This is a genomic window from Streptomyces sp. NPDC042002 (assembly GCF_055588305.1).
In genome coordinates this window covers 1-23,498 of sequence record NZ_JBVJCT010000030.1, presented here as the reverse complement: position 1 = coordinate 23,498, position 23,498 = coordinate 1, and the positions used below count along the sequence as shown (strand labels likewise).

The window sequence follows — 23,498 nt, the reverse complement described above, 5'->3', positions numbered from 1 at the left end:
GGTCACTTGCCGTAGGCCAGCATCAGCTTCTCCTTCGCCTGGTCATTGCCCGTCAGCCGGGTGGTGGAGATGTAGAAGCGCCCGTCCACGTAGTCCACGGCCTTGGAGTAGAAGCCGGCCTCGATGTTCGCGGTGCCCTGCGGGTTCTGGAGCAGCTTGGTGAGGGGGTGACTGCCGCCGGCCGTCGGAACCGACACGATGCGGCCGCCGCCGTCGTACGACGCCTCGACGTAGGCGATGAGGTGGGTGCCGTCCGTCTTCATCGGCATCATCGCCGCGTCCGCCGGGGACTTGACGCGCCACTTCTCCTTGCCGGTGGCCAGACTGAACGCGACGACCTGGTTGGGGCCGCTCTTCGCCTCGGTCGGCAGGTAGAGCGTGTCGGCGTCGGCGTCGGCGACGGCGCCGAAGCAGCCGGTCAGGTCGCGGTTGAGGATCGCGAAGCCGCACTCGGGCGCGAAGCCGTCGTCGCTCTTGAGCTGCGAGCGCAGGCCGCCGTTGTCCTTCAGCACGGTGATGTTCACCGTCTTCTTCGCCTCGTTGGTCAGGTAGAGCACCACCGGGTCCACGGAGTAGGCGCGTTCGACCCGCCAGCCCTTGGGAATCTTCGTCGTCCACCTGGGCTTGCCGGTGGCCGGGTCCAGTGCCTGCACCTCGTCGTGCTCGGTGTCGCTGCCGACCCCGCAGGACGAGACGGCCAGCAGCTTGGAGCCGCCCGCGAATCCCGCCGGGTAGCAGCCGGCGCCGTACTTCTCCTTGTCCCACAGCTTCCTGCCGCTGGAGACGTCGTACCCCGTTCCCGACATCGACCGGCCGACCGTCAACGTGTGGCCGGTGATGGACAGTTCGACGGAGATCGTGCTGTCGAACAGGGAGCCGTCCGCGACCTTCCCGCTCCAGCCCTTGGCGCCGGTGTCCAGGTCGATCTGCTGGAGCTGGTCGCACTTGGCGCTGCTGGCGGCACTGCTCATGTAGGCGATGACGACCTTGTCGTCGGCCGTCTTCTGCGGGGTGACCGCGCAGATCTTCTGCGGGAACGTCAGCGCGGCCCAAGTGGGCCTGCCGTCACCGACGTTGAACGCGAAGACCTGCTTGTAGGCCGTCTTCACGGCCGTCTTGCCGGTGATCCACATCCCGGAGGCGTCGGCGCCCGCACCGGGCGCGTCGGGTGCCGACTTGTACCAGAGCACCTTCGCATCGCCCGCCTTGCGGCCCGCGTTGAGGTTCTCGCTGTCCTGGCCGCCGTCCCCGCTGCCGTCACCGGGGTTGACCGGGTCGTCCGACGCGGACGCGGTCGGGCTGTGGCTCTGGCTCTGCCGTGCGACGGGCTTCTTCCCGTCGTCACCACCGCCGGTGACGGCCCATACGGTGCCGCCGACGACGAGCAGTCCGGCCACCGCGGCGGCGATGACGAGCGCGGGCCTGCCCTTGAACGGGTTCTTCGAGCTCCCGCCCTGACCACCGGGCGGCGGGGTGCCGGGCGCGCCCGGGTACGGCGCCTGGGGCGGATACCCGTATCCCGGCTGCTGCCCGTATCCGTAGGGGCCCGGCTGGCCGTACGGGCCCGGTTGCTGCGGCTGGCCGTACGGACCCGCCGGCTGCGGCTGGGCGTAGGGGCCGGGCTGCTGGGGGTATCCGTAGCCGGGCTGCGGGGGCCCGGCGGGCGGAGCGTGCTGGGGCGCGGGCGCCTGCGGCGGCTGCGCGGGAGGTGGGGGCGCGCCCTGGGGCGCGGGGGGCGTGTTGGGCGGCGCGCCCTGCGGACGCGGGTCCTGCGGAGTGCCCTGCGGCGCACTGCTCGGCGGGCCCTGCGGTACGCCCTGGGGTGCGCCGAAACCTCCCTGCGACCGCGGGTCCCGCGGAGTGTCGGCACCACCCGTCGGCGGCTGGTCCTGCGGTGCTCCGAAACCGCCCTGCGGCGGATGACTCGGTGGCTGACTCATCAGCGCTTCCCCCTCTTCACTGATGTCACGCCCCACCGGCGGCGCTGGATTCGCGCCCCGTCCGATGGTTCTCAGACTGTTCTCAGACCGCTCTTTCTATCACTTTGGGGGGCGTGTGCAGGGGGTCGGTGCGCGCCCTGTTCCCAAGGGAGGACCGGGCTGTGATGCCGTCGTTACGCGCCTTCACGGGCCCTTCACGCCGGCCGTGCAAGGTGAGTTCGACGCGGCGAAGGCCGCCGTCAGGAGGGGCGCTTCCCCCAACTCAGGGGCGCCTGGCGGGAATTACACGCCCCGTGACGGGCCGTGCGCGCCGCACGGGCGCGCCCTCTCGCGGCGCCTCCGCGCCCCAGGAGGCACCGCGGGTTCGACGAGGGGCGTGGGCCCCTCCGGGTCACGCGTCTTCGGCCAGCTCCAGCCAGCGCATTTCCAGTTCCTCGCGCTCCCCCGCCAACTCGCGCAGCTCGGAGTCGAGTTGGGCGACCTTCCCGAAGTCGGTGGCGTTGTCGGCGATCTGGGCGTGCAGCTTGGTCTCCTTCTCGGAGATCTTGTCCAGCTGGCGCTCGATCTTCTGGAGTTCCTTCTTGGCGGCGCGGGCGTCGGCGGCGGAAGCGGCCTTGACCGGGGCGGGGGCGGCGGCGAGCACGGTGGCCGCGGCCACCTCCTCCATCCTCTTGCGCCGCTCCAGGTACTCGTCGATCCCGCGCGGGAGCATCCGCAGGGTGGCGTCGCCGAGGAGCGCGAACACGTTGTCCGTGGTGCGCTCGATGAAGAAGCGGTCGTGGGAGATCACGATCATGGAGCCGGGCCAGCCGTCGAGGAGGTCCTCCAGCTGGGTGAGGGTCTCGATGTCGAGGTCGTTGGTGGGCTCGTCGAGGAAGAGGACGTTGGGCTCGTCCATCAGCAGGCGCAGGATCTGGAGACGCCGTCGCTCACCACCGCTGAGGTCGCCGACCGGCGTCCACTGCTTCTCCTTGTTGAAGCCGAACGTCTCGCACAGCTGCCCCGCGGTCATCTCGCGCCCCTTGCCGAGGTCGACGCGGTCGCGGACCGACTGGACGGCCTGGAGGACCCGCCAGGTGGGGTCGAGTTCGGCGACCTCCTGGGAGAGGTAGGCGAGCTTGACGGTCTTGCCGGTGACGATCCGGCCGGCGGCGGGCTGCTGGTCGCCGTCGCTGCGGGCGGCCTCGGCCAGGGCCCGCAGCAGGGAGGTCTTGCCCGCGCCGTTCACGCCGACAAGACCGACGCGGTCGCCGGGGCCGAGCTGCCAGGTCAGGTGCTTGAGCAGCACCTTGGGCCCGGCCTGCACGGTCACGTCCTCCAGTTCGAAGACGGTCCTGCCGAGCCGCGAGTTGGCGAACTTCATGAGCTCGCTCTTGTCGCGGGGCGGCGGCACATCGGCGATCAGCTCGTTGGCGGCCTCGACGCGGAAGCGCGGCTTGGACGTACGGGCGGGCGCCCCGCGGCGCAGCCACGCCAGCTCCTTGCGGACCAGGTTCTGCCGCTTGACCTCTTCGGTCGCGGCGATGCGCTCGCGCTCGGCCCGGGCGAACACGTAGTCGGTGTAGCCGCCCTCGTACTCGTACACCGCGCCCTTCTGCACGTCCCACATCTGGGTGCAGACCTGGTCGAGGAACCACCGGTCGTGCGTCACGCAGACGAGGGCGGAACGGCGCTCGCGCAGGTGTTGGGCGAGCCAGGCGATGCCCTCGACGTCCAGGTGGTTGGTGGGCTCGTCGAGGATGATCAGGTCCTGCTCCTCGATGAGCAGCTTCGCCAGCGCGATACGGCGCCGCTCGCCACCGGAGAGCGGGGCGATCACAGTGTCGAGGCCCTGCGGGAACCCGGGCAGGTCGAGACCGCCGAAGAGACCCGTCAGTACGTCCCTGATCTTGGCGTTGCCCGCCCACTCGTGGTCGGCCATGTCCCGGATGACCTCGTGGCGGACGGTGGCCGTGGGGTCGAGCGAGTCGTGCTGGGTGAGCACGCCGACGTTCAGGCCGCCCGAGTGGGTGACGCGGCCGGTGTCGGGCTCCTCCAGCTTGGCGAGCATGCGGATCAGGGTGGTCTTGCCGTCCCCGTTCCGGCCGACCACGCCGATCCGGTCGCCCTCGCTGACGCCGAGGGAGACTCCGTCGAGCAGTGCACGGGTGCCGTACACCTTGCTGACGGACTCGACATTGACCAGGTTGACGGCCATTTCTCTCCTGAACAAGGGGGACGATCGACCCTCAAGGGTAGTCCGCGCGGTGCGGGCGCCGAGCCGTGCCGTACGCCGGCCCGTCCCGCCCCCGCATCCGGGGCCCGGTATTCGCCCGCGCACCCCGGTCGGCGGGGCGGCATCCGTACGACCCGCGCATCGCCGTACGCGTCGCCGGACCACCCCCCGGGCCGGGGTCAGAGCACGGTCGCGCCGGGCGCCGGGCTCTGTGTGACGCGTGCCGAACGGCAGGTGCCCGACGCGAGCAGGGCCTCGGCGATCGTCCTCGCGGACCCCGCGTCGGGGGCGAGGAACGCCGTGGTCGGGCCCGAGCCGGAGACGAGCGCGGCCGGGGCGCCGGCCGCGCGGCCCGCCGCGAGGGTGTCGGCGAGGGCCGGGAAGAGGGAGAGGGCCGCGGGCTGGAGGTCGTTGGAGACGGTGCGCGCGAGAGCGCCCGCGTCCCCCTTGGCCAGCGCGTCCAGCAGGTCCTGCGAGGCGACCGGCTCCGGAACGCGTACGCCCTCGTTCATCCGGTCGAACTCGCGGAAGACCGCCGGGGTCGAAAGGCCGCGCTCGGCCATCGCGAAGACCCAGTGGAAGGTCCCGCCGACCTCCAGGGCGCGCAGCTGCTCGCCCCGTCCGATACCGAGCGCCGCCCCGCCCACCAGGGAGAACGGCACATCGCTGCCCAACTCAGCGCAGATGTCGAGGAGTTCGTCGCGCGAGGCGTTCGTGCCCCACAGCGCGTCGCAGGCGAGCAGCGCGCCGGCCCCGTCCGCGCTGCCGCCGGCCATGCCACCGGCGACGGGGATGTCCTTGGCGATGTGGAGGTGGACGGCGGGGTCGATGCCGTACCTGCGGGCGAGTTCGAGGGCCGCGCGGGCCGCCAGGTTCGTACGGTCGAGGGGCACCTGGCCGGCGTCCGGGCCCGCGCAGGTGACGCGCAGTTCGTCCGCGGCGGTGACCGTCACCTCGTCGTACAGGCCGACCGCGAGGAACACGTTGGCCAGGCCGTGGAAGCCGTCGGGGCGTGCGCCGCCGACCGCGAGCTGGACGTTGACCTTGGCAGGGACGCGTACCGTCACCGTCTCCGTCACGGCTGGGTCGGCTCCTCGTTCTCGGCGCCGCCGTCACCGGCGTTCGCGTCACGGTACTGGCGGGCGCCCTTGGTGTCCCCGCCGTTCGCCCGGCCGCGGTTCTCCGCGATGCGGACGAACTCCTCGACCGTCAGCGACTCCCCGCGGGCCTGCGGCGAGACCCCGGCGGCGACGAGCGCGGCCTCCGCGGCGGGGGCCGAACCGGCCCACCCGGCGAGGGCGGCGCGCAGCGTCTTGCGCCGCTGGGCGAAGGCGGCGTCCACCGCGGCGAACACCTCGCTCTTCGTGGCGGTGGTCCTGATCGGCTCGGCACGCCGGGTGAGCGCCACGAGTCCGCTGTCGACGTTGGGCGCCGGCCAGAAGACGTTGCGCCCGATGGAGCCGGCCCGCTTCACGTCGGCGTACCAGTTCGCCTTCACGGACGGCACGCCGTACACCTTCGAGCCGGGCGGGGCGGCGAGCCGGTCCGCGACCTCCGCCTGGACCATCACGAGGGTCCGCTCGATGGTCGGGAAGGTGTCGAGCATGTGCAGCAGGACGGGCACGGCGACGTTGTACGGGAGGTTCGCGACCAGCGCGGTCGGGGGCGGGCCCGGCAGTTCCCGGACCTGCATCGCGTCCGAGTGCACCAGCGTGAACCGGTCGGCCCGCTTCGGCATCCGGGCCGCGACCGTCGCGGGGAGCGCGCTCGCGAGGACGTCGTCGATCTCGACGGCGACGACCCGGTCCGCCGTCTCCAGCAGGCCGAGCGTCAGCGAACCGAGGCCGGGACCCACCTCCACGACCACGTCGTCGGGCCGCACCTCCGCGGTCCGCACGATACGGCGCACCGTGTTGGCGTCGATCACAAAGTTCTGGCCGCGCTGCTTGGTGGGCCGTACGCCGAGGGCTGCCGCGAGTTCGCGGATCTCGGCGGGGCCCAGGAGGGCGTCGGAGGTGGGGCTGGTCACGAGCCAAGGGTACGGGGGCTCCGGCCTCAGCCGTGCAGCCGTGGCCCGCAGTGCGGCCAGGCACTCGTCCCCCGGCGCACGTACAGCTTCTTCGCCCGGAAGGTCTGCTCCGCGGCCGGGGCGTCCTGGGGGCGCCCTCTGCCGCCGAGGGCGTGCCAGGTGTGGGTGTCGAACTGGTAGAGCCCGCCGTAGGTGCCTGAGGGGTCCACCGCGGCGGGCCGGCCGCCGGACTCGCACGCGGCGAGACCGGACCAGTTCAGGTGGTCGGCGCCCCCGGTGGCCGGGGGATGCGGCTTCGTGCCGACCCTGACGCGCTGGGCCTGCGGCTGCCGCACCACCTCGGACCGGACGAGGCGCGGCCTCTGCCTGACGCCGTTGACGGTGCGCAGGGTGTAGGTGACGCGCAGCGCTCCGTACTGGCCGGGGCGTTCGACGACCTCGGTGCCCTTGAACAGCGAGGAGTCGTCCGCCCGCCGCACCTCGAACGGAATCGGTACCTCGCGGACCTCCTTGGCCCCGGTGATCCGCAGGACGGTGACGGTCTGCCCGTCCCGCGGGAAGCTCGCGGCCGGCACGGAGGTCATGTCCTCTCCGTGCAGGGTGATCCCGGCCTCCTCGACGGCCTCCGCGACGCTCGCGGCGTTCGTACGGATCGTCCGCGCCCGGCCGTCGGCCATGATCGTGACCGCGCGCTCGGTCCGCACGTCCAGCGCCAGTCCCTGGCGCCCGATGCGCTGCGACCGCGACGTCGACAGGTACGCGCCCTCGGCGCGCACCCCCAGTTGGCTGAGCGCCCCTTCCACGGTGTGCGCGGTCGTCCACACCCTGCGCCGTTCGCCGTCGAGGGTGAGGTGCATCGGGCGCCCGTAGCGGACCGCGACCTCGTCCCCGCTGGTGAGGGCGGTGCCGGGGGTGGGCGCGACCATGTCGTGCGCGCCCACCTTCACGCCTTCGTCGGCGAGCAGTTCCGTCACGTCGTCCGCGAACGTGTGCAGCGTGCGCGGTCTGCCGTCGACGCTGAGCTCGATCGCCTTGTCGTTGGCGACGAACGCGGAGGTGCCGCCGGCCAGGAAGGCGACGACCAGGGCCTGCGGGATCAGCCGGCGCAGGGATTCGGGGCGCTCGGGGGCGCGTCGGCGCCGGGCCGCGCGACGCGCCTCGGCCCGCCCGCCCGTCACCCGCCCGGCGTCAGGCCCGTAACCGCCGCCGAAGCCGCCGAGGCCGCCTGCGGGGGTCGCGATGGTCGCGATGGTCAAGGTGTCCGCCTGCTGACGCGGCAGCCGGGGTTCGGTCGGCGCGTCGGGCGACGCGGGCACACCGCGTGCGCCGGGTACTCCCGGCATGCGGGTCGCCCTCGGCGCCGCGGGCTCGGGAGGACGCATCTCGTACGCCGGGCGGTAGGGGTCGGGGGAGCCCTGGCCGTACGGCTCGGCGGGCGAGTACCCGTCGTAGCCCGAGTACCCGTCGCGACCGGGATCCCCGCCGTAGCCGGAGTACCCGACGCCACCGGGACCCCCGTCGCGACCCGGGTAGCCGTCTCGGCCCGGATACCCGTCGCCACCGGGATGCCCGTCGCGGCCCAGATGGCCGACGCGGCCCAGATACCCGTCGCGACCGGAATCCCCGCCGCCACCGGGATGCCCGTCGCGGCCCGGATACCCGTCGTAGCCGGGATGCCCCTCACGGCCGGAGGACCCGTCGCCGTCGTGGCCGGGGTGCTCCCCGAAGCCGGGGTGCTCCTCGAAGCCGGGCCCGGGCACGACGGGCGTTGGCTCGCCAGGCGCGCCGAGCGGGTCCGGCGCGGCGGGCGCGCCGTGCAAGGCTGCGGCGGACCCGCCGGGCACGGCCGTGGCGCCGGCGACACCGACGACGGTGGTGGCCTCGGCGCCACCGGTCGGTCCATACGTCTCGTACTGCTCGTACCGCGAGCTGCTCACGACGACACGCTCCAGGGTCCGGATCGGGGCGACCAGAACCTAGCGGAGCGGTCGTCACTCTCCCAAGCAACGCGGCTACGTCGTGTCGCGACACTCCTTCGCGGAAGACCCCTGTCCGGCCGGGGAAAACCCCAGGAACCGTTACGGGTCAGTAATCGAACGCGCGCGCGGTGTTGGCGGAGATCGAGGTCGCCAGCGTGTCTTCGTCGATCCCCCGCACCGCGGCCATGGCGCGCACCGTGACCGGAATGAGATACGGCGCGTTGGGCCGTCCGCGGTACGGCGCGGGGGTCAGGAAGGGCGCGTCGGTCTCGACGAGGACGAGTTCGAGCGGGGCCACGGCCAGCGCGTCGCGCAGCGGCTGGGCGTTCTTGAAGGTCATGTTGCCGGCGAAGGACATGAAGTAGCCGGCGCGGGCGCAGATCGCGGCCATCTCGGCGTCGCCGGAGTAGCAGTGGAACACGGTCCGCTCCGGGGCGCCCTCCTCCTGGAGGACGCGCAGGACGTCGGCGTGGGCGTCACGGTCGTGGATGACCAGGGCCTTGCCGTGCCGCTTGGCGATCTCGATGTGGGCGCGGAAGGAGCGCTCCTGCGCCTCCTTGCCCTCGGGACCGGTGCGGAAGTGGTCCAGGCCGGTCTCGCCGACGCCCTTGACGTGCGGGAGGGCGGCGAGAGCGTCGATCTCCGCGAGCGCCTCGTCCAGCGCGGCGTCGCCGCCCGGCCGCCTGGCCCCCTGCCGGGACCACCCGTCGGGGTCGCCGAGCACGATGCGGGGTGCCTCGTTGGGGTGCAGGGCGACGGTCGCGTGGACGGCGTCGTACGCGGCCGCCGTCTCGGCCGCCCAGCGCGAGCCCTTCACGTCGCAGCCGACCTGGACGACCGTCGTCACACCGACCGCCGCGGCCTTCGCCAGACCTTCCTCGACCGTGCCGGACTGCATGTCGAGGTGGGTGTGCGAGTCGGCCACGGGAACCCGCAGGGGCTCGGGGAGCGGAGGCGCGGCGTTCTTGCCGGGGGCGTCGGAAGCGGAGGAAGGCATGCCCCGATCCTACGAAGGGGGCATGCCCGGCCTCACCTCGCGGGGAGCCGGGAGGCCGTCCCGTGGGTCCCGCCCGGCCCGGTCAGCTCGCCCGGCGGTGCTGGAACGGGTGCAGCAGGTCCGACAGATGCCAGTGGTGCGGCTCCTTCGGGGCGTCGGACGTCCCTCCCGGTGTCTCCCCCTCCGGGCCGTCCTCGGGCTGTCGCGGCACCGGACGGTGCTGGCGGTGCGTCATGGAGTGCATGGAGTCGAGAACGGAGGACACCTGACCGGCGCGCATGATGCGCACCACGTGGCTGTCGCAGTTCAGGCAGGTGGGCCGGCTGAGAGGCGACGGCACGACATGGCCGTTCGCCACGTACACCACGTACTCGCCGCCTTCCGCGTCGCGGTGGTGCTCAATCTCGTACGACTGTTCCCAGCCGTGCCCACAGCGCATGCAGGCGAAAGAATACGATTCGTGAACCACGGCCGTCGCCGTGCCGCGATGCCCGGTCTGTTCGGTGACCTGACCAGCGGCGATACCGCCGGTGTGTCCTGTGATCTCACTCATGCCAGCTCCTCTTGTCCGCTGGACAAGCACCCTCGTCGACGGAATTCCCCCTGAATTCCATCGATTCGCCGAAGGCGAGGGACGGGTACGTCCCTGCGTCCAGTGGACGCCCCTCCCGACGCGAACGCATCCGGCCTGTCGAGTGTTGGAGTCGTTTTGGCCTTTCCTTGTCGGAAGGCTCCTGTTACGCGGCCTGATCTTTGCTTTTCACGAAAGTCCTTTGCCCTTCTATGGGCCGCTTCGCGCGGCGTTCTTCGCCGCGACGACCGCGTCGAAGACGTCCCGCTTGGGAATTCCGGCCTCGGCGGCGACGGCGGCGATGGCCTCCTTGCGCCGCTCCCCCGCCTCCTCGCGCACCTGCACCCTGCGCACCAGCTCGCCGGCGTCCAGTTCCTCGGCACCCTTTTCGGGGGCGCCCTCGACGACGACGGTGATCTCGCCGCGGACACCCTCGGCGGCCCAGGCGGCCAGCTCACCGAGCGGGCCGCGCTTGACCTCCTCGTACGTCTTGGTCAGTTCGCGGCAGACGGCGGCGCGCCGCTGGGTGCCGAAGACCTCCGCCATGGCGGCGAGGGTGTCGTCGAGCCGGTGGGGGGCTTCGAAGTAGACGAGCGTCCGACGCTCCTCGGCGACCTCCCGCAGCCGGGACAGCCGCTCGCCCGCCTTCCTGGGCAGGAAGCCCTCGAAGCAGAAGCGGTCGACGGGCAGGCCGGACAGTGCCAGCGCGGTGAGCACGGCGGACGGGCCGGGTACGGCGGTGACCTTGATGTCCTTCTCGACCGCGGCCGCGACCAGCCGGTACCCGGGGTCCGACACGGACGGCATCCCGGCGTCGGTCACGAGCAGGACCCGCGCCCCGCCGACGAGCGCCTCGACCAGTTCGGGGGTCCGGGCGGCCTCGTTCCCCTCGAAGTACGACACGACACGCCCCGTCGTCTGGACGCCCAGCGCCTGGGTGAGCCGGCGGAGCCTGCGGGTGTCCTCCGCGGCGACGACATCGGCCCCGGTCAGTTCCGCGGCGAGCCGTGGCGGCGCGTCGGAGATGTCGCCGATGGGGGTGCCTGCCAACACAAGGATTCCTGTCACGGTTCCATCCTCGCAGGGGCACGTCCCGACAAGCTCATCCGACCGGAAGGGGCCCATGCACGGGACTCCCACAGACCTGTTCCCTACGATGGCGCGGTGACCAGTACCGCGTCCTCCACGGACACCCGGCAGGGCCAGGCCGCCGACACGCAGCGGCCGTCGTGGCAGCAGCGGCTGCGCCGATTCGGCTACACGGCGCCGCCCAGAAGTGATGTGCGCGACCGGCTCGTACCGCCGTACGCCGAGCCCGGCCCCGGGATCTGGGGCGCTCTCGGGCTGCGTCAGGAGGTCGCCGACCGTTTCAACCGCTGGTCGGGCTGGGTGGGGCCGCTCCTGGTGACCCTGCTCGCCGGGCTGCTGCGCTTCTGGAACCTGGGCAGCCCGAAGGCGGTGATATTCGACGAGACGTATTACGCGAAGGACGCCTGGGCGCTCTTCCACCGCGGCTACGAGGTCAACTGGTCGAAGGACGCCAACGACCTGATCCTCCAGCACAACGGGCATGTGCGGGTCCCGAGCGACGCCGCCTATGTCGTGCACCCGCCGATCGGCAAGTACGTCATCGGGCTCGGCGAGTGGATGTTCGGGTTCAACCCCTTCGGCTGGCGCTTCATGACGGCGCTGCTCGGCACGCTGTCGGTGCTGCTGCTGTGCCGGATCGGGCGGCGGCTGTTCCGCTCGACGTTCCTCGGCTGCCTCGCGGGCACGCTGATGGCGGTGGACGGCCTGCACTTCGTGATGAGCCGCACCTCGCTGCTGGACGGCGTGCTGATGTTCTTCGTGCTGGCGGCCTTCGGCTGCCTGGTCGTCGACCGCGACAAGGCGCGGACCAGGCTGGCGGCGGCGCTGCCCACCGACACCGACGGCGTCGCCCGCCCCGACGCGCACGTCGCCGAGACCACCCGCCTGGGCTGGCGGCCCTGGCGCTGGACGGCGGGCCTGATGCTGGGCCTGGCCATCGGCACCAAGTGGAACGGGCTGTACGTCCTGGCCGCGTTCTGCGTGATGGCGGTCCTGTGGGACGCGGCCTCGCGCCGGGTCGCGGGCGCCCGGCAGCCCTACCTGGCGGCGCTCAAGCACGACACGGGCCTGGCGTTCCTGGCGACGGTCCCGGTCGCCCTGGCCGTGTACCTGGTCTCCTGGACCGGCTGGATCCTGTCGCCGGACAACGGCAAGGGCGGCTACTTCCGCAACTGGGCCGTGACCGACGGCAAGGGCGGCAACTGGACCTTCCTCCCGGACTGGCTGCGCAGCCTGTGGCACTACGAGCACGAGGTCTACAAGTTCCACGTCGGGCTGGTGTCGCCGCACACCTACCAGTCCAACCCGTGGAGCTGGCTCGTCCTCGGCCGCCCGGTCTCGTACTTCTACGAGTCCCCGCTGCCCGGCAAGGACGGCTGCCCCGCCGACGCGGGCGACAAGTGCGCCCGTGAGGTGCTGGCGCTCGGCACGCCGCTGCTGTGGTGGGCCGCCTGCTTCGCGCTCGTCTACGTGCTGTGGCGCTGGGCCTTCCGCCGCGACTGGCGGGCGGGCGCCATCGCCTGCGGCGTCGCGGCCGGCTACCTCCCCTGGTTCATGTACCAGGAGCGCACGATCTTCTTCTTCTACGCCGTCGTCTTCGTCCCGTTCCTCTGCCTCGCCGTCACGATGATGATCGGCGCCATCCTCGGCCCACCCGGCTCCGGAGAACGCCGCCGCGTCATCGGCGCGGCGGGAGCGGGAGTCCTGGTTCTCCTGATCGTCTGGAACTTCATCTACTTCTGGCCCCTGTACACGGGAACCGCCATCCCGATCGACCAGTGGCGGTCGCGGATGTGGCTGGATACCTGGGTCTAGCCGGGCGGATATCCCATGAGGGCGCGGCGAACTGCCGCGCCCTCATGGTGGTCATTGGCCGATTCCGGTCGCACACGTCGCCCTCGCGTCACCTCGCACCGCGATCTCCTCGTGGACCTGACCTGCCGGTAGAGCTGCGGAGTCGACATCCGTGAACAGCGTTCACGGATGCGGCTCGTCGCCTGGGGCTAACGATTCGGCGAAGGGCTGCGCCATGAGCCCCACCCGCGCCTAGAGTGCGAGGTGAACCGGATTTTCTGAACGCGTTCAGAAGTTCAGGGGAGGGTTCACGGGGAGGGATTCGCGCGATGCGCAAGGGGGCCAGGGCTGCCGTCATCGGCGGCGTGTTCGCGGTGATGGTGGGCGGCGCCGGGTACGGCGCCTACAACGTGGTGACCTCGATCAGCGGGGACGGCGGGGGCGGGGGTACCGCCGGGCCCGCTCCGGTGAAGACCGGGCCGCCGAGCGGCGCCGAGGTCAAGGCGGCCAGCCGCGCGTTCTTCGCGGCCTGGGAGAAGGGCGACGCGGCCAAGGCTGCCGCGTACACGAACTACGCGTCGAACGCCGAGGGGCTGCTCGCCGGCTACCGCGACGACGCGCATCTGACCGACGTGAGGATCACACCGGGCGCGCCGTCCGGGGCGACCGTGCCGTTCTCCGTCAAGGCGACGGTGTCCTACGACGGGAAGAGCAAGCCCTTCGCGTACGACTCCGAACTGACCGTCGTACGCGGGGAGACCACCGGGAAGGCGCTGGTCGACTGGAAGCCGTCCGTCGTCCACCCGGAGCTGAAGGACGGGGACACCCTGGTCACGGGCGAGTCGGCGAGCCCGGCGATCGAGGCGGTGGACCGGAACAACGTTGTCCTGACGAAGGAGAAGTACCCGTCCCTGGGGCCGATCCTGGACGCGCTCCGCGAGAAGTACGGCGACACGGCGGGCGGCTCGCCCGGCGTCGAGCTGGCGATCCGGCACGGGAGCGAGGGCAGCGGCGACACGACCCTGGTCACCCTCGCCAAGGGGCGGGCGGGCAAGGTCCGTACGACACTCAGCGCGAGCGCGCAGGCCGCCGCCGAGAAGGCGGTCACCCGGTTCGCCGAGTCCTCCGTGGTGGCGGTGAAGCCGAGCACCGGCGAGGTGCTGGCCGTCGCCAACCACCGCGCGGACGGCTTCAACGCGGCCTTCCTCGGCAAACTCGCGCCCGGCTCCACGATGAAGATCATCAGCGCGGCGACCCTCATCGACAACGGCATCACCACGGCCGACGGGCCCGCGACCTGTCCGCCCACCGCGACCTGGCAGAGCCAGACCTTCCACAACCTCGTGGGCATGAAGCCGCAGCTGGACGCCACGCTCTCCGACAGCTTCGCGCGCTCGTGCAACACCGCCTTCGTGAAGTACGCGGACGATGTGAAGGTCGACTCGCTGACCGACGAGGCCCAGCAGCGCTTCGGACTCGGGCAGAACAACTGGAAGACCGGCATCGAGTCCTTCGACGGCTCGGTGCCCGCCTCCGGCGGCCCGAACACGGCGGCCAACATGATCGGCCAGGGCCAGGTCCAGATGAGCCCGCTGAACATGGCGTCGGTGACGGCGACCGCGATGACGGGCGTCTTCCGGCAGCCGGTCCTCGTGCCGCGCGCCCTCGACGACCGTGAACTGGCCACCGCGAAGGGCCTGTCCAGCGGTACGGTCGCGCAGTTGCGCGCGATGATGAACCGCACGGCCGTCAGCGGCACCGCGGCCCAGGTGATGGCCGGGCTCGGCGGCAGCGTCGGAGCCAAGACCGGCTCCGCCGAGGTCGACGGCCAGACCAAGTCCAACAGTTGGTTCACCGGGTACCGCAACGACATGGCGGCCGCCGCCATGACCCAGGAGGGTGGACACGGCGGAGAGGCGGCCGGCCCGATCGTCGCAGCTGTGCTACGAACAGGCGGCTGAAGTCGCTCCGCACAGGACGGGACCCTAGGGTGGTGCTCCTCGTTGAGGAGCGAGGGGCGCGAGGGCATCACGGGGCATCAGGGGACGGCGGAGGACGGGAAGCTGTGGGCAAGAGAAGACGCGTCGCCGAGCGACGGAAGACGAAGCAGCCCGCCGTACTCGGCGGGGTGATCGCCGTGGCCGTCGTCGGCGGGGCGTTCGGCGCCTACAGCCTGTACGGCAGTGGCGCGGCGGCCGAGGACGGCATCACGGCCACCACCCGCGAGGCCGTCAAGTCGGGCCCGCTGTCGGCGGCCGAGATCAGCATGGCGTCCACCGCCTTCCTGACCGCCTGGCAGAGCGGCGATGTCACCCGGGCGGCCGCGGCGACCGACGACTCGGCCGCCGCCACGACCACGCTGACCGGCTTCGGCAAGGACGCCCACATCAGCGGCGTGACCCTGACGCGCGGCAAGCCCTCGGGTGCGGACGTCCCCTTCACCGTCAAGGCGACCGTCAGCTACAAGGGCAGGACCGAGCCCCTGGCGTACACGTCGAAGCTGACGGTCGTGCGCCGGGCCAAGGACGGTGCGGCGCTGGTCGGCTGGAAGCCGTCCGTCGTCCACCCGGACCTCCAGGACGGCGACCGCCTGGTGACCGGCGAGTCAGGGACGCCGCCCATCACCGCCCTCGACCGCCACGGCGGCGAGCTGACCGCCGCCAAGTACCCCTCCCTGGGCACGGTCCTCGACGGACTGCGCGAGAAGTTCGGCAAGACGGCCGGCGGCAAGGCGGGCATCGAGCTGCGCGTGGTCCGCAAGGCCGCGGCGAAGGGCGCCCAGAAGACCCCCGACAAGACCCTGGTGACGCTCAGCGCGGGCACGCCTGGCACCGTGAAAACGACGCTCAGCGCGGTCCTCCAGGCGGATGCCGAGCGCTTGGTGGCCGCCAAGCCGAAGGCGTCGGTGGTCCTGATGCGCCCCTCGACGGGCGAGATCCTCGCCGTCGCGAACACGGACCACGGCTTCAACACCGCCTTCCAGGGCTCCCTCGCGCCCGGCTCCACGATGAAGGTCATCACGGCGTCGATGCTCTTCGAGAAGGGCCTGGCCTCCCCCGACAAGCCGCACCCCTGCCCCAAGACGGCCACGTACGGCGGCTGGAAGTTCCACAACGACGACGACTTCGAGATCAAGAACGGCACGTTCAAGGCGAGCTTCGCGCGGTCCTGCAACACGGCCTTCATCACGCAGGCGAAGAAGCTGCGGAACGACGACCTGACCAAGCAGGCCCAGCAGGTCTTCGGACTGAGCCGGGACAACTGGGCCATCGGTGTGCCGTCGTTCGACGGTTCGGTGCCGGTACAGAGCGCCGCGCAGATGGCCGCGTCGCTGATGGGCCAGGGCGGGGTCCGCATGAACCCGCTGAACATGGCGTCCGTCGCCTCCACGGTCCAGTCCGGCAGTTTCCACCAGCCGTTCCTGGTCGACGCGTCGGTCGATCACCGCACGCTGGCCACCGCGTCCCGCACCCTGTCCGCGACCACGCTCGCCCAGTTGCGCGAGGTCATGCAGTACACGGCTACCGCCGGCACCGCCGCCGAGGCCATGGCCGGCCTCGGCCCCGACTTCGGCGCCAAGACCGGTTCCGCCGAGGTCGACAACCAGAAGCAGCCCAACGGCTGGTTCACGGCCTGGAAGGGCGACCTGGCGGGAGCGGGCGTCGTCCAGCAGGGCGGCCACGGCGGCACCACGGCGGGCCCGATCGTGGCAGCCCTTTTGAAGGCCGGCAGCTGACTCCCGGAAACAGCCGGCTCCTGGAAACGCCCGCGGTCCCAAAAGCGCCCCGACGCCCCGATCGGAACCCGGTCGCGTGGCGTTTACACCGACCGCTAGCGTGCTGTGCATGAACGCCACCGATGAGAACGCCGGCGCGGAGCGGTCCGCCGCCGCGAACGCCGCCGACCCCCGTTTCGCCGAGGCCCTGCGGAAGCTGGGGCTGGACGAGGTGATCGGACGGGTCCGGCGCTTCCCCGACACCGCCCGCACCACCGCCGAGGCCGCCGCGGCGATCGGCTGCGATCCGAGCCAGATCTGCAAGTCGCTGTTCTTCGCGGCGGACGGCGTCCCGGTGCTGGTGCTCCTGGACGGCTCGGCACACGTCGGCATGGAGCTCGTACGGCGGGAGCTGGGCGCCGAGAAGCTCACCCGGGCCGGGGCCCACCTCGTACGGGAATCGACCGGGTACGGGCCCGGCGCCGTGCCGCCTTTCGGGCACCGTACGAAGACCCGTGTCCTGGTGGACCGTTCGCTGCTCGGCCACGACACGGTGTGGACCTCGGCGGGCACCCCGTTCACCGTCTTCCCGATGGACCCGAAGAGCCTGATCGCCCACGCGGACGGCACGCTGGTGGATGTGCGCGAGCCGATCGCGTGACACCGCCCGTCACCACGGCCGTGCTGCTCGCCGGTCGGTGAACGCGCGGATCCGCCGGGCGGTCAGGGCCAGAGGGCGCTTTCCGAGCGAGCAAGCAGCGTTGAAGTATGTCTACATGGCGATCATTTCGCGCGATCCCACCGGCAAGGACCAGGCTCGCTGGACCATGCGCTGGAAGACCGCGCCGAACGCCTTCGGCATCACCTTCGAGGGACACCTCCCAGCGGCCCGTCAGTAACCCCAACTACCCCCAGTTGCACCGCTCGTTTGGCAGCCCCCGCCTCGGCATCACCCTGCCGCCAAAGACGCGGGACAGCGGGTCAACAGTCCGCATGCCCCAACTCCAGCTCCAGGCAATTGAGTTGATGCGACGGCACGCCGGGGCGGGCCCTCGCCCGCGGCGCACCCATACCGTATGCCGAATGGCAAAGCGTCCTTCCGCAGAGCCAGTTGGCGTCCACGCCGAGTCCGGCCCCTCCGTAGAACACGTACGACCTCCGTGCGCCGACCACCAGACGCTACTGCTAGTGTTCATCCAGTCACGCTAGGCAACTAGCCATCATGTGCAAGCAATGCAGAACCGAGGGTTCCATGCGCAAGTTTCAGCAGATCGTGATCGCAGCAGTGGCGGCGGCCGGTGGCCTGTCCGCCGTCGGCGCCGGAACGGCTGTCGCCGACACCCATGACAACGGACCGCGGGCGGTGGACGTTTACCGCCCCTACCAGGAGTGCAGCCCGCAGACGGTGTCGGAGAACGACATCCCGATCGGAGTGCTCGGTTTCGGTCAGACCCTGGACACCACCTGCGGCCAGCACAACCGCGCCTTCACGGGCTGAGGTCAGCGACGTCATCATCGCGACGGTCGGTACGGGATCCCTTCGGGTTGACCCGAAGGGATCGAATGCCGGCAGCCGGCTGCCTCGATCTCGGTGCGAGCCGGCCGGATGGAGGGCGAGGACCGCTTGGACGAGACCGGTGACCCCGGCCGTCGAGCAGCGGAGTTTACGGAGAGGCAAGCCAGGATTCGAGGGTGGCGATGGCTCGTTCGACCAGCGCCCGGACCTCGCACGGGACAGGTTGACGGCCTGCCGACCGGCCGCGAGGGCGTCCCGTCGACCACGGCAGGGGAGAGGACTGAGCCGCCCGCACCGTGGTAGCCCGTGTCCGACCGGCAGGTGATGCCGGTCTCGGCGAGGGCGTCGATGACGCCGTGCTCGCGTGCTGCCCCAGCGCCATGACGGCGCCGGCCAGGGCCGGTGAAGCCCAGAGGGACGGCCTTTCGGGTCGGCTGCGCCCTGCACGTTCACCGTTACCAGCAGCTTCATCCGCCTGTCAGGCCAACTGTCCAGCCGACGCGGAAAGTTGGAAGGCCCAGTGCCGCAGACCACGCCTGCGGCGCGGCCGATCGTGAGGGAGCGGCGCCCGGGGCGCCCGTACTAAGGACACGCATCACATGTTCAGCAGGAAAAAGATCGCGGCCCTCTCGGGGCTCATCGGCGGACTCGCCCTGACATCCATGGGCATCACCCATGCGCACGCCGCGGGAGGCCCGACAAATTGCACTCGGAGCCCCCAGGGGGACGTCACCTGCGTGCAGCACATCGAAGGTGGGAGCGCGGAGCACGGCGCCATTCCTCACCAGGAGACCTGCATGCCGGTGCAGGCCGTGACGGTGCCCGCCGCCACGGGCAACGGCACGACACAAATCGGCCCTCAGGTGACCTGTTCGCCCACCACGTCCGGAGCACCTCGACCGATCGACGAGAAGCGGGAACTGCCCACCCTCCTCCCCTGAGGGCGCGACGGCTGAACCGTGCCATATGGCCGTAATGGCGCTCTACCCCGTACGGGGCTCCGGAGCGACATAAGGGTACAAATCCCCTATTGACCGCAACGGGCGTGCTTACGTTTACGCAAGTGGTCATTCCGGGTGGTATGCCCGGATCAGGAAAGGGTCATCCATGCGTAAGTTTCAGCGTGCCGTGGTCGTAGCGGCGGCCATCGCGGGGCTGTCCGCCCTCGGCGCCGGCATCAGCTTCGCCGACGGTAGCGGCGGCGTGCCCGTACCGTTCAGCGCCGTCGCCAACTCGTCCGCCAACGCCGTGGCCTTCGGGGGTGGCTACTACTCCCAGCCGCAGGAGCAGGGCCAGGCGGACGAGCAGGGCCAGGCGCAGAAGCAGGCGCAGGAGCAGGCTCAGCCCCAGGTGCAGCCGCAGGTGCAGGACCAGGCTCAGCCCCAGGACCAGGCTCAGCCCCAGGCCCAGCCCCAGATGCAGGACCAGGCGCAGGCCCAGCCGCAGGTGCAGGACCAGGCCCAGCCGCAGGTGCAGGACCAGGCTCAGCCCCAGACGCAGGACCAGGCTCAGCCCGTGGCACAGGACCAGGCGCAGCCCCAGACGCAGGACCAGCCCCAGGACCAGGCTCAGCCCCAGGCGCAGGACCAGGGCGGTAACGGCTGAGAGCGAGAGCTCCGAGTCAAGGCCCGCCGCGGCCTCACCCAGCGTCGGGGATACGGACCGAGCGGTGCGCTGAGTGATACGCCGTGGCGCAGGTAGCCCGGACGCCGATTTCGCGTCCGGGCTACAACCATCCCGTGAGCGGACAGAGATTTAATTGCATGATTTATCGGCGCGGGCAACGCCGACCGATAAAAGAATGTCCGATTCTTCACCACAAAGGAATGCAGCACATGCTCTTTTCGCAGAAGACTGCGGCCGTCGCCGCATTCGCCGGAAGCCTCGCCGCCATCTGCCTCGGCACCGCACATGCCGAGGGAAACCCAGGCGCCTGTCCCACCAGCGCGCAGAACGACGTCGTGTGCGTTCAGAAAAATGAGACGTACATCGACAAGGACGGCACACACGTCATCAAGCAGGACCAGAAGTGCTCGACAAAGGACCAGCCGCACGTCGTCACGCAGCAGGACCAGCTCCTGGGAAGCGAAAGCGCACCTGCGAAAGTGGGGCCGGTCGTGGAGTGCTCCAACACGGCCAAGCTGCCTGCGGGGTTCAAGAAGCCGCACTTCGGCAACTGAGCGCTCACGGAAAATGCTGGTCCGGGGAAGGGTTCCCGGACCAGCATTTCGTTTTGGTCGTCTTTGATGCCGGCTACGACGTGACCCGCCCGGGTTTCCCGCTCGCGGACCCGCGACAGCCTCACGGCTACGGCCTTCGCGTTGATCCCATGCTTCCGTGACGGAGCACAGGATCAGGCGAAGGCCGCTGCTGTGTGCGGAACTCAGGCAAACCCATGGGCATGTTCGGGGCCGTTCGACGACAGGCCCGAAACGCCAGGCTCAGGGCTTGCGGACAGCCGATCTGTGGGCCTTGAGACTTGACCTTGCAGGTCAATGAGTCACTCGCCCACAGGTTGTTCGTGGTGAGCTCTTAGCCGTTGGAGCGGTTGCTGCAGCCCGCGGACGAGCCCAGCGACGTCTTCTGGGCTCCCGGGTTGCCCTCGCCGCCCAGCAGGTTGCCGCCCAGTCCGTTGCCGATGCCGACCTGACCGAGGACGTCGAGGTTCAGGTCGTGCGACTCACAGGAGCTGTGCTGCGAGATGGTGAAGCTGTCGCCGCCCCGGTCCCAGCCCTCATCCGCGTGGGCGACGCTGGCGCCCAGAAGTCCGACGTTTCCGAGGACGGCCAGCAGGACAGCGGCCGTACGGAGCTTGCGCATGTCATCTCCAGAAGAAGTCAGGTGAATGCGATCCGCGAGGGATCGCCTCTGTGTGACGCGAAGAGTTCAACGGCGCCAGAACGGAGTGTCCGGAAAGGTCCAGCGCTTCGCTGTGCCGCCTCGGAAGTGGTTTGGCGCACGTGAAACGGTCCCGGCACTTTGCCTGAGGCCCAGTGCCGGGACCGTTCATGGTTCGGCGTCTTTACTTACGCCTGAGGGGACTTCAGAAGGCGCTGTTGTTACAGCCCATCGTGGAGCCGAGGGAGGTCGACTGGGCGCCCGGGTTGCCTTCGCCGTTGAGGGCGTTGCCCAGCAGGCCGTTCAGCACGCCGACCTGGCCGAGGACGTCGAGGTTCAGGTCGTGCGACTTGCAGTTGGAGCTCTGCGTGACGCTGAACTGGTCGCCGCCGCCGTGACCGCCGCCGGCGTAGGCCGTGCCGCCAACGAGCCCGATGCTGCCGATGGCAGCGACCAGGACCGCAACGTTGCGAAGCTTGCGCATTTCATCTCCGTGTGGGGGTGAGTTTTTGCGATCCGTTGGATCGCGGTTACAGGTGGAACATTAGCGACAAAAGCCCTGAAAAGAACAACTCTTTGGCTTCATGTCGCCGAAGACCCACCGAAAGCCGTATTACGGGGCGAGCAGGTCCGGGTCCGGCCGCCGCCCGTGCCCGGCATCGACGTGGTCGTCCGTCAGTGCTGCACGTTGGCGAAAGAGTTCGTCTGACTGTTGGCCTGGGTGCACTCGATGCCATGGGTCTGGGATGAGGCCAGCAGTGCAACCGGGACGTTCGCATCGAGCAGGCTCTGCGGGCTGCACTCCTGGTACGGACGGAACAGGTTGGCCTGCCCCGCCGAAGCGCCCTGGTCCTTCTGCGGCGCTTCAGGAGAGATGTGCGGGCTGAGCTGCGGATTCAGCTGCGGGCTGAGCTGCGGGGAAACCTGGGCGCCACGCGACGGTGCCAGTTGCTGCGAAGCCGGCGAGCCATAGGTCTGCGTGGTCGCCTGAGCGGAGGACGCCGAGGCCGCCTGGGCGTCGGGCTGCGAAACCGGGTGCGGCGCAACGCCGTTGGGCGCCAACGAGGTGACGGCGGAGCTTGTGCCGGCGCCTACGCCGGCCAGGCCGCCGGCCGTTGCGGCGACGAGCGCGATCTTGTGGAGCATACGCATGAGTTTCCTCGGCTCTTCAATTGACCTGTGCACGGGAGCTGTTGTGCCGATACGGCAGCGCAGTCTTCGCTGTCCTCGCTGCTCCATTCGGCCGCGATGGGCCATCCCTATCGCCCCGTGGGGAACGAAAAAAACACGGGCTCGAAACGGGTGCGGGGGCGTGGTCACCCATTCGGTGCGGCGTGCGAGCCGTGACGCCGGGGCCGGTAGACGGCAAATGGGTGACGGCCCGTCGAGTGCCGTGACCACGGCGCCGAAATCTCGTTCCCCGGAGGTGCGGGCAGCGACCGTAAACCATTGACAGGTAGAGGATCCGCTGCCAGCTCCGATACGAAGTCCGCGTGCTCCTCGAGACAACCGTAGCCTCCGGCGCGATGCGAGTGACGCACCAACTGCACGCGTGACCGCATTGAATGCAATGGACTCACTTCTCAGGTTAACGAAGGGCCGAGGGTTTCATGCGGAAGCTTCACAAGGCCGCGCTCGTCGTCGCGGCGGCCAGCGGTTTGGCCGGCATCGGCGCCGGCGGCAGCTATGCCAACTCGCCGGAGGGGCGCCCCGGTACCACCCCGGCATCGGTTCCGGATCAGCCGGCTGCCCCGGCCGCGGCTCCCCAACCGGCCGCACAGGCCGCCCCGTCAGGACCACAGCAGACCGGATACGCCTCGGCCTCGGCCTCATCACAGGGAACGGCCCAGGCCTCCAGCTCGTCGAACCCGCAACAGGCCGCACCCGAGCGGTTCGCGCAGGCCGCACCCGCACAGCCGGCGCAGGCCGCCCCGGCGCAGGCCGCCCCGGCGCAGGCCGCCCCGGCGCAGGCCGCCCCGGCGCAGATCGTGCCTCAGGTCATGCCCCAGGTCATGCCCCAAGTGGCCCCGCAGGTAGCAGTACCCCCGGTAGTCGACTCAGCGGCCCCGATGGTTGTCGCCCCCCAGGTGAACCCTCAGCTCAACCCTCAGGTGAACCCGCTCGTCAACCCGACGATCACGCCCGAGAGCGCACCGCAACTGGCTCCGGTCGCCCTCGGGCAGATCGCGGCACCTCCCGTCGGGCAGCTGGGACTTCCCCGACTCGGCTGACAGCCCGCCCCCGCACATCCGCCGTCCTGACTCAACAGGCCGGATCCCCGCACTTCCCCCCTGGAGCTTCACATGCGCAAGTTGCACAAGGCAGTACTTCTGAGCGCCCTCCTCTGCAGTGTCGGCTCCTTGGGCGCCAACACCGCTTTCGCGTACGGCGATGAGGGCCACGACGGCGGCGGCAGCGACAACATCGGCGTCACGCAGGGCGTCGAGTGCCGCTCGCACGACATGAACATCGAGGTGCTCGGCAGCGTCGGCGCCCTCACCGGCCTGGCCGGCAACCTGCTGAACGGAGAAGGGGCCGCGGGCGCGCAGAAGAGCCACCTCGGTTCCGAAATGGGCTGCAACAGCCGGGCGCTCTGACCGACCGCCCACTCGCCCCCACCGTTCCGTCGCCGCAATGCCACCGCGGTCACGGGCGGCGCGAGGCCTTTTACCCGCATACCCTTCCGATTCGGTCGGCACCATCTCCGCATCGGGTTGCCCGGAGGGGGGGGGGGGGGGGGGGGGGGGGGGGGGGGGGGGGGGGGGGGGGGGGGGGGGGGGGGGGGGGGGGGGGGGGGGGGGGGGGGGGGGGGGGG

21 protein-coding genes and 2 pseudogenes are annotated in these 23,498 nt (G+C 70.7%); 11 read left to right on the top strand and 12 right to left on the bottom strand.

What is annotated here, in order from left to right; genetic code table 11:
- Positions 1 to 2 precede the first annotated feature (2 nt).
- From ACZ6KY_RS31580 to rsmI, 8 genes are all read right to left on the bottom strand, one after another.
- Complete coding sequence (locus tag ACZ6KY_RS31580) at positions 3 to 1,940, bottom strand: outer membrane protein assembly factor BamB family protein (RefSeq protein ID WP_469313680.1); 1,938 nt, start codon at positions 1,938 to 1,940, stop codon at positions 3 to 5.
- Between the two features lie 391 nt (positions 1,941 to 2,331).
- A complete protein-coding gene (locus tag ACZ6KY_RS31575; RefSeq protein ID WP_469313679.1) occupies positions 2,332 to 4,137 on the bottom strand; it encodes an ABC-F family ATP-binding cassette domain-containing protein in 1,806 nt (601 codons plus the stop codon).
- Between the two features lie 197 nt (positions 4,138 to 4,334).
- On the bottom strand, positions 4,335 to 5,234 hold the full coding sequence (locus ACZ6KY_RS31570) for a 4-(cytidine 5'-diphospho)-2-C-methyl-D-erythritol kinase (RefSeq protein ID WP_469313678.1): 900 nt from the start codon (positions 5,232 to 5,234) through the stop codon (positions 4,335 to 4,337).
- Entirely contained in the window at positions 5,231 to 6,184 is a 954-nt protein-coding gene (gene rsmA, locus ACZ6KY_RS31565) for a 16S rRNA (adenine(1518)-N(6)/adenine(1519)-N(6))-dimethyltransferase RsmA (RefSeq protein ID WP_469313677.1), read from the bottom strand. The genes ACZ6KY_RS31570 and rsmA overlap by 4 nt, the downstream gene beginning before the upstream one ends.
- Before the next feature lie 26 nt (positions 6,185 to 6,210).
- The gene (locus ACZ6KY_RS31560; protein ID WP_469313743.1) at positions 6,211 to 7,527 is read right to left on the bottom strand and encodes a ubiquitin-like domain-containing protein; all 1,317 of its coding nucleotides are present in this window, start codon (positions 7,525 to 7,527) and stop codon (positions 6,211 to 6,213) included.
- Positions 7,528 to 8,269: 742 nt separating this feature from the next.
- Positions 8,270 to 9,160 carry a TatD family hydrolase gene (locus ACZ6KY_RS31555; RefSeq protein WP_469313676.1) on the bottom strand — a complete coding sequence of 297 codons (891 nt, stop codon included), beginning with the start codon at positions 9,158 to 9,160 and terminating at the stop codon, positions 8,270 to 8,272.
- A gap of 82 nt (positions 9,161 to 9,242) precedes the next feature.
- Positions 9,243 to 9,713, bottom strand: a complete 471-nt coding sequence (locus ACZ6KY_RS31550) for a hypothetical protein (RefSeq protein WP_469313675.1) — start codon at positions 9,711 to 9,713, stop codon at positions 9,243 to 9,245.
- Between the two features lie 228 nt (positions 9,714 to 9,941).
- On the bottom strand, positions 9,942 to 10,799 hold the full coding sequence (rsmI, locus tag ACZ6KY_RS31545) for a 16S rRNA (cytidine(1402)-2'-O)-methyltransferase (protein ID WP_261703927.1): 858 nt from the start codon (positions 10,797 to 10,799) through the stop codon (positions 9,942 to 9,944).
- 96 nt (positions 10,800 to 10,895) lie between these two features.
- Here rsmI and ACZ6KY_RS31540 point away from each other — a divergent pair, with 96 nt between their 5' ends.
- The 6 genes and pseudogenes from ACZ6KY_RS31540 to ACZ6KY_RS31515 all read left to right on the top strand — a co-directional run bounded on the left by ACZ6KY_RS31540 (position 10,896) and on the right by ACZ6KY_RS31515 (position 17,827).
- Positions 10,896 to 12,635 carry a dolichyl-phosphate-mannose--protein mannosyltransferase gene (locus ACZ6KY_RS31540; protein ID WP_469313674.1) on the top strand — a complete coding sequence of 580 codons (1,740 nt, stop codon included), beginning with the start codon at positions 10,896 to 10,898 and terminating at the stop codon, positions 12,633 to 12,635.
- Between the two features lie 308 nt (positions 12,636 to 12,943).
- Entirely contained in the window at positions 12,944 to 14,575 is a 1,632-nt protein-coding gene (locus ACZ6KY_RS31535; RefSeq protein ID WP_469313673.1) for a penicillin-binding transpeptidase domain-containing protein, read from the top strand.
- A 104-nt stretch (positions 14,576 to 14,679) separates the two neighbouring features.
- On the top strand, positions 14,680 to 16,350 hold the full coding sequence (locus tag ACZ6KY_RS31530) for a penicillin-binding transpeptidase domain-containing protein (RefSeq protein ID WP_469313672.1): 1,671 nt from the start codon (positions 14,680 to 14,682) through the stop codon (positions 16,348 to 16,350).
- Between the two features lie 109 nt (positions 16,351 to 16,459).
- Positions 16,460 to 16,990: a YbaK/EbsC family protein gene (locus ACZ6KY_RS31525; protein ID WP_469313671.1), complete on the top strand. Its 531-nt coding sequence runs from the start codon at positions 16,460 to 16,462 to the stop codon at positions 16,988 to 16,990.
- A gap of 25 nt (positions 16,991 to 17,015) precedes the next feature.
- A pseudogene (locus tag ACZ6KY_RS31520) lies at positions 17,016 to 17,228 on the top strand (transposase); the annotation flags it as partial.
- 353 nt (positions 17,229 to 17,581) lie between these two features.
- A complete protein-coding gene (locus tag ACZ6KY_RS31515) occupies positions 17,582 to 17,827 on the top strand; it encodes a hypothetical protein (protein ID WP_469313670.1) in 246 nt (81 codons plus the stop codon).
- Between the two features lie 96 nt (positions 17,828 to 17,923).
- Here the strand turns inward: ACZ6KY_RS31515 and ACZ6KY_RS31510 are convergent.
- Positions 17,924 to 18,298: pseudogene (locus ACZ6KY_RS31510) on the bottom strand (transposase family protein); the annotation flags it as partial.
- A 146-nt stretch (positions 18,299 to 18,444) separates the two neighbouring features.
- Between ACZ6KY_RS31510 and ACZ6KY_RS31505 the strand changes: the two are divergent.
- The 3 genes from ACZ6KY_RS31505 (at position 18,445) to ACZ6KY_RS31495 (ending at position 20,025) form a co-directional block, all read left to right on the top strand.
- Positions 18,445 to 18,786 carry a hypothetical protein gene (locus ACZ6KY_RS31505; protein WP_469313669.1) on the top strand — a complete coding sequence of 114 codons (342 nt, stop codon included), beginning with the start codon at positions 18,445 to 18,447 and terminating at the stop codon, positions 18,784 to 18,786.
- A 166-nt stretch (positions 18,787 to 18,952) separates the two neighbouring features.
- Positions 18,953 to 19,450, top strand: a complete 498-nt coding sequence (locus ACZ6KY_RS31500; protein ID WP_469313668.1) for a hypothetical protein — start codon at positions 18,953 to 18,955, stop codon at positions 19,448 to 19,450.
- A gap of 230 nt (positions 19,451 to 19,680) precedes the next feature.
- The gene (locus ACZ6KY_RS31495; protein ID WP_469313667.1) at positions 19,681 to 20,025 is read left to right on the top strand and encodes a hypothetical protein; all 345 of its coding nucleotides are present in this window, start codon (positions 19,681 to 19,683) and stop codon (positions 20,023 to 20,025) included.
- Between the two features lie 352 nt (positions 20,026 to 20,377).
- Here ACZ6KY_RS31495 and ACZ6KY_RS31490 read toward each other — a convergent pair whose 3' ends face one another.
- The 3 genes from ACZ6KY_RS31490 to ACZ6KY_RS31480 all read right to left on the bottom strand — a co-directional run bounded on the left by ACZ6KY_RS31490 (position 20,378) and on the right by ACZ6KY_RS31480 (position 21,829).
- Positions 20,378 to 20,665 carry a hypothetical protein gene (locus ACZ6KY_RS31490; protein WP_469313666.1) on the bottom strand — a complete coding sequence of 96 codons (288 nt, stop codon included), beginning with the start codon at positions 20,663 to 20,665 and terminating at the stop codon, positions 20,378 to 20,380.
- A 223-nt stretch (positions 20,666 to 20,888) separates the two neighbouring features.
- The gene (locus tag ACZ6KY_RS31485) at positions 20,889 to 21,167 is read right to left on the bottom strand and encodes a hypothetical protein (protein WP_469313665.1); all 279 of its coding nucleotides are present in this window, start codon (positions 21,165 to 21,167) and stop codon (positions 20,889 to 20,891) included.
- A 191-nt stretch (positions 21,168 to 21,358) separates the two neighbouring features.
- Complete coding sequence (locus ACZ6KY_RS31480; protein ID WP_469313664.1) at positions 21,359 to 21,829, bottom strand: hypothetical protein; 471 nt, start codon at positions 21,827 to 21,829, stop codon at positions 21,359 to 21,361.
- A 464-nt stretch (positions 21,830 to 22,293) separates the two neighbouring features.
- Here ACZ6KY_RS31480 and ACZ6KY_RS31475 point away from each other — a divergent pair, with 464 nt between their 5' ends.
- Together ACZ6KY_RS31475 and ACZ6KY_RS31470 are read left to right on the top strand one after the other, a co-directional pair.
- Complete coding sequence (locus ACZ6KY_RS31475; RefSeq protein WP_469313663.1) at positions 22,294 to 22,914, top strand: hypothetical protein; 621 nt, start codon at positions 22,294 to 22,296, stop codon at positions 22,912 to 22,914.
- Between the two features lie 72 nt (positions 22,915 to 22,986).
- Positions 22,987 to 23,280, top strand: a complete 294-nt coding sequence (locus ACZ6KY_RS31470; RefSeq protein WP_469313662.1) for a hypothetical protein — start codon at positions 22,987 to 22,989, stop codon at positions 23,278 to 23,280.
- Positions 23,281 to 23,498: the final 218 nt, after the last annotated feature.

What these genes read in the sequence shown, in the direction of transcription:
- ACZ6KY_RS31550 (WP_469313675.1), bottom strand. Translation starts at nt 9,713, where the DNA reads ATGAGTGAGATCACAGGACACACCGGCGGTATCGCCGCTGGTCAGGTC.
- ACZ6KY_RS31555 (WP_469313676.1), bottom strand. Translation starts at nt 9,160, where the DNA reads ATGCCTTCCTCCGCTTCCGACGCCCCCGGCAAGAACGCCGCGCCTCCG.
- ACZ6KY_RS31515 (WP_469313670.1), top strand. Translation starts at nt 17,582, where the DNA reads ATGCGCAAGTTTCAGCAGATCGTGATCGCAGCAGTGGCGGCGGCCGGT.
- ACZ6KY_RS31490 (WP_469313666.1), bottom strand. Translation starts at nt 20,665, where the DNA reads ATGCGCAAGCTCCGTACGGCCGCTGTCCTGCTGGCCGTCCTCGGAAAC.
- ACZ6KY_RS31560 (WP_469313743.1), bottom strand. Translation starts at nt 7,527, where the DNA reads ATGCCGGGAGTACCCGGCGCACGCGGTGTGCCCGCGTCGCCCGACGCG.
- ACZ6KY_RS31470 (WP_469313662.1), top strand. Translation starts at nt 22,987, where the DNA reads ATGCGCAAGTTGCACAAGGCAGTACTTCTGAGCGCCCTCCTCTGCAGT.
- ACZ6KY_RS31505 (WP_469313669.1), top strand. Translation starts at nt 18,445, where the DNA reads ATGTTCAGCAGGAAAAAGATCGCGGCCCTCTCGGGGCTCATCGGCGGA.
- ACZ6KY_RS31475 (WP_469313663.1), top strand. Translation starts at nt 22,294, where the DNA reads ATGCGGAAGCTTCACAAGGCCGCGCTCGTCGTCGCGGCGGCCAGCGGT.
- ACZ6KY_RS31580 (WP_469313680.1), bottom strand. Translation starts at nt 1,940, where the DNA reads ATGAGTCAGCCACCGAGTCATCCGCCGCAGGGCGGTTTCGGAGCACCG.
- ACZ6KY_RS31495 (WP_469313667.1), top strand. Translation starts at nt 19,681, where the DNA reads ATGCTCTTTTCGCAGAAGACTGCGGCCGTCGCCGCATTCGCCGGAAGC.
- ACZ6KY_RS31525 (WP_469313671.1), top strand. Translation starts at nt 16,460, where the DNA reads ATGAACGCCACCGATGAGAACGCCGGCGCGGAGCGGTCCGCCGCCGCG.
- ACZ6KY_RS31575 (WP_469313679.1), bottom strand. Translation starts at nt 4,137, where the DNA reads ATGGCCGTCAACCTGGTCAATGTCGAGTCCGTCAGCAAGGTGTACGGC.
- ACZ6KY_RS31480 (WP_469313664.1), bottom strand. Translation starts at nt 21,829, where the DNA reads ATGCTCCACAAGATCGCGCTCGTCGCCGCAACGGCCGGCGGCCTGGCC.
- ACZ6KY_RS31500 (WP_469313668.1), top strand. Translation starts at nt 18,953, where the DNA reads ATGCGTAAGTTTCAGCGTGCCGTGGTCGTAGCGGCGGCCATCGCGGGG.
- ACZ6KY_RS31535 (WP_469313673.1), top strand. Translation starts at nt 12,944, where the DNA reads ATGCGCAAGGGGGCCAGGGCTGCCGTCATCGGCGGCGTGTTCGCGGTG.
- ACZ6KY_RS31485 (WP_469313665.1), bottom strand. Translation starts at nt 21,167, where the DNA reads ATGCGCAAGCTTCGCAACGTTGCGGTCCTGGTCGCTGCCATCGGCAGC.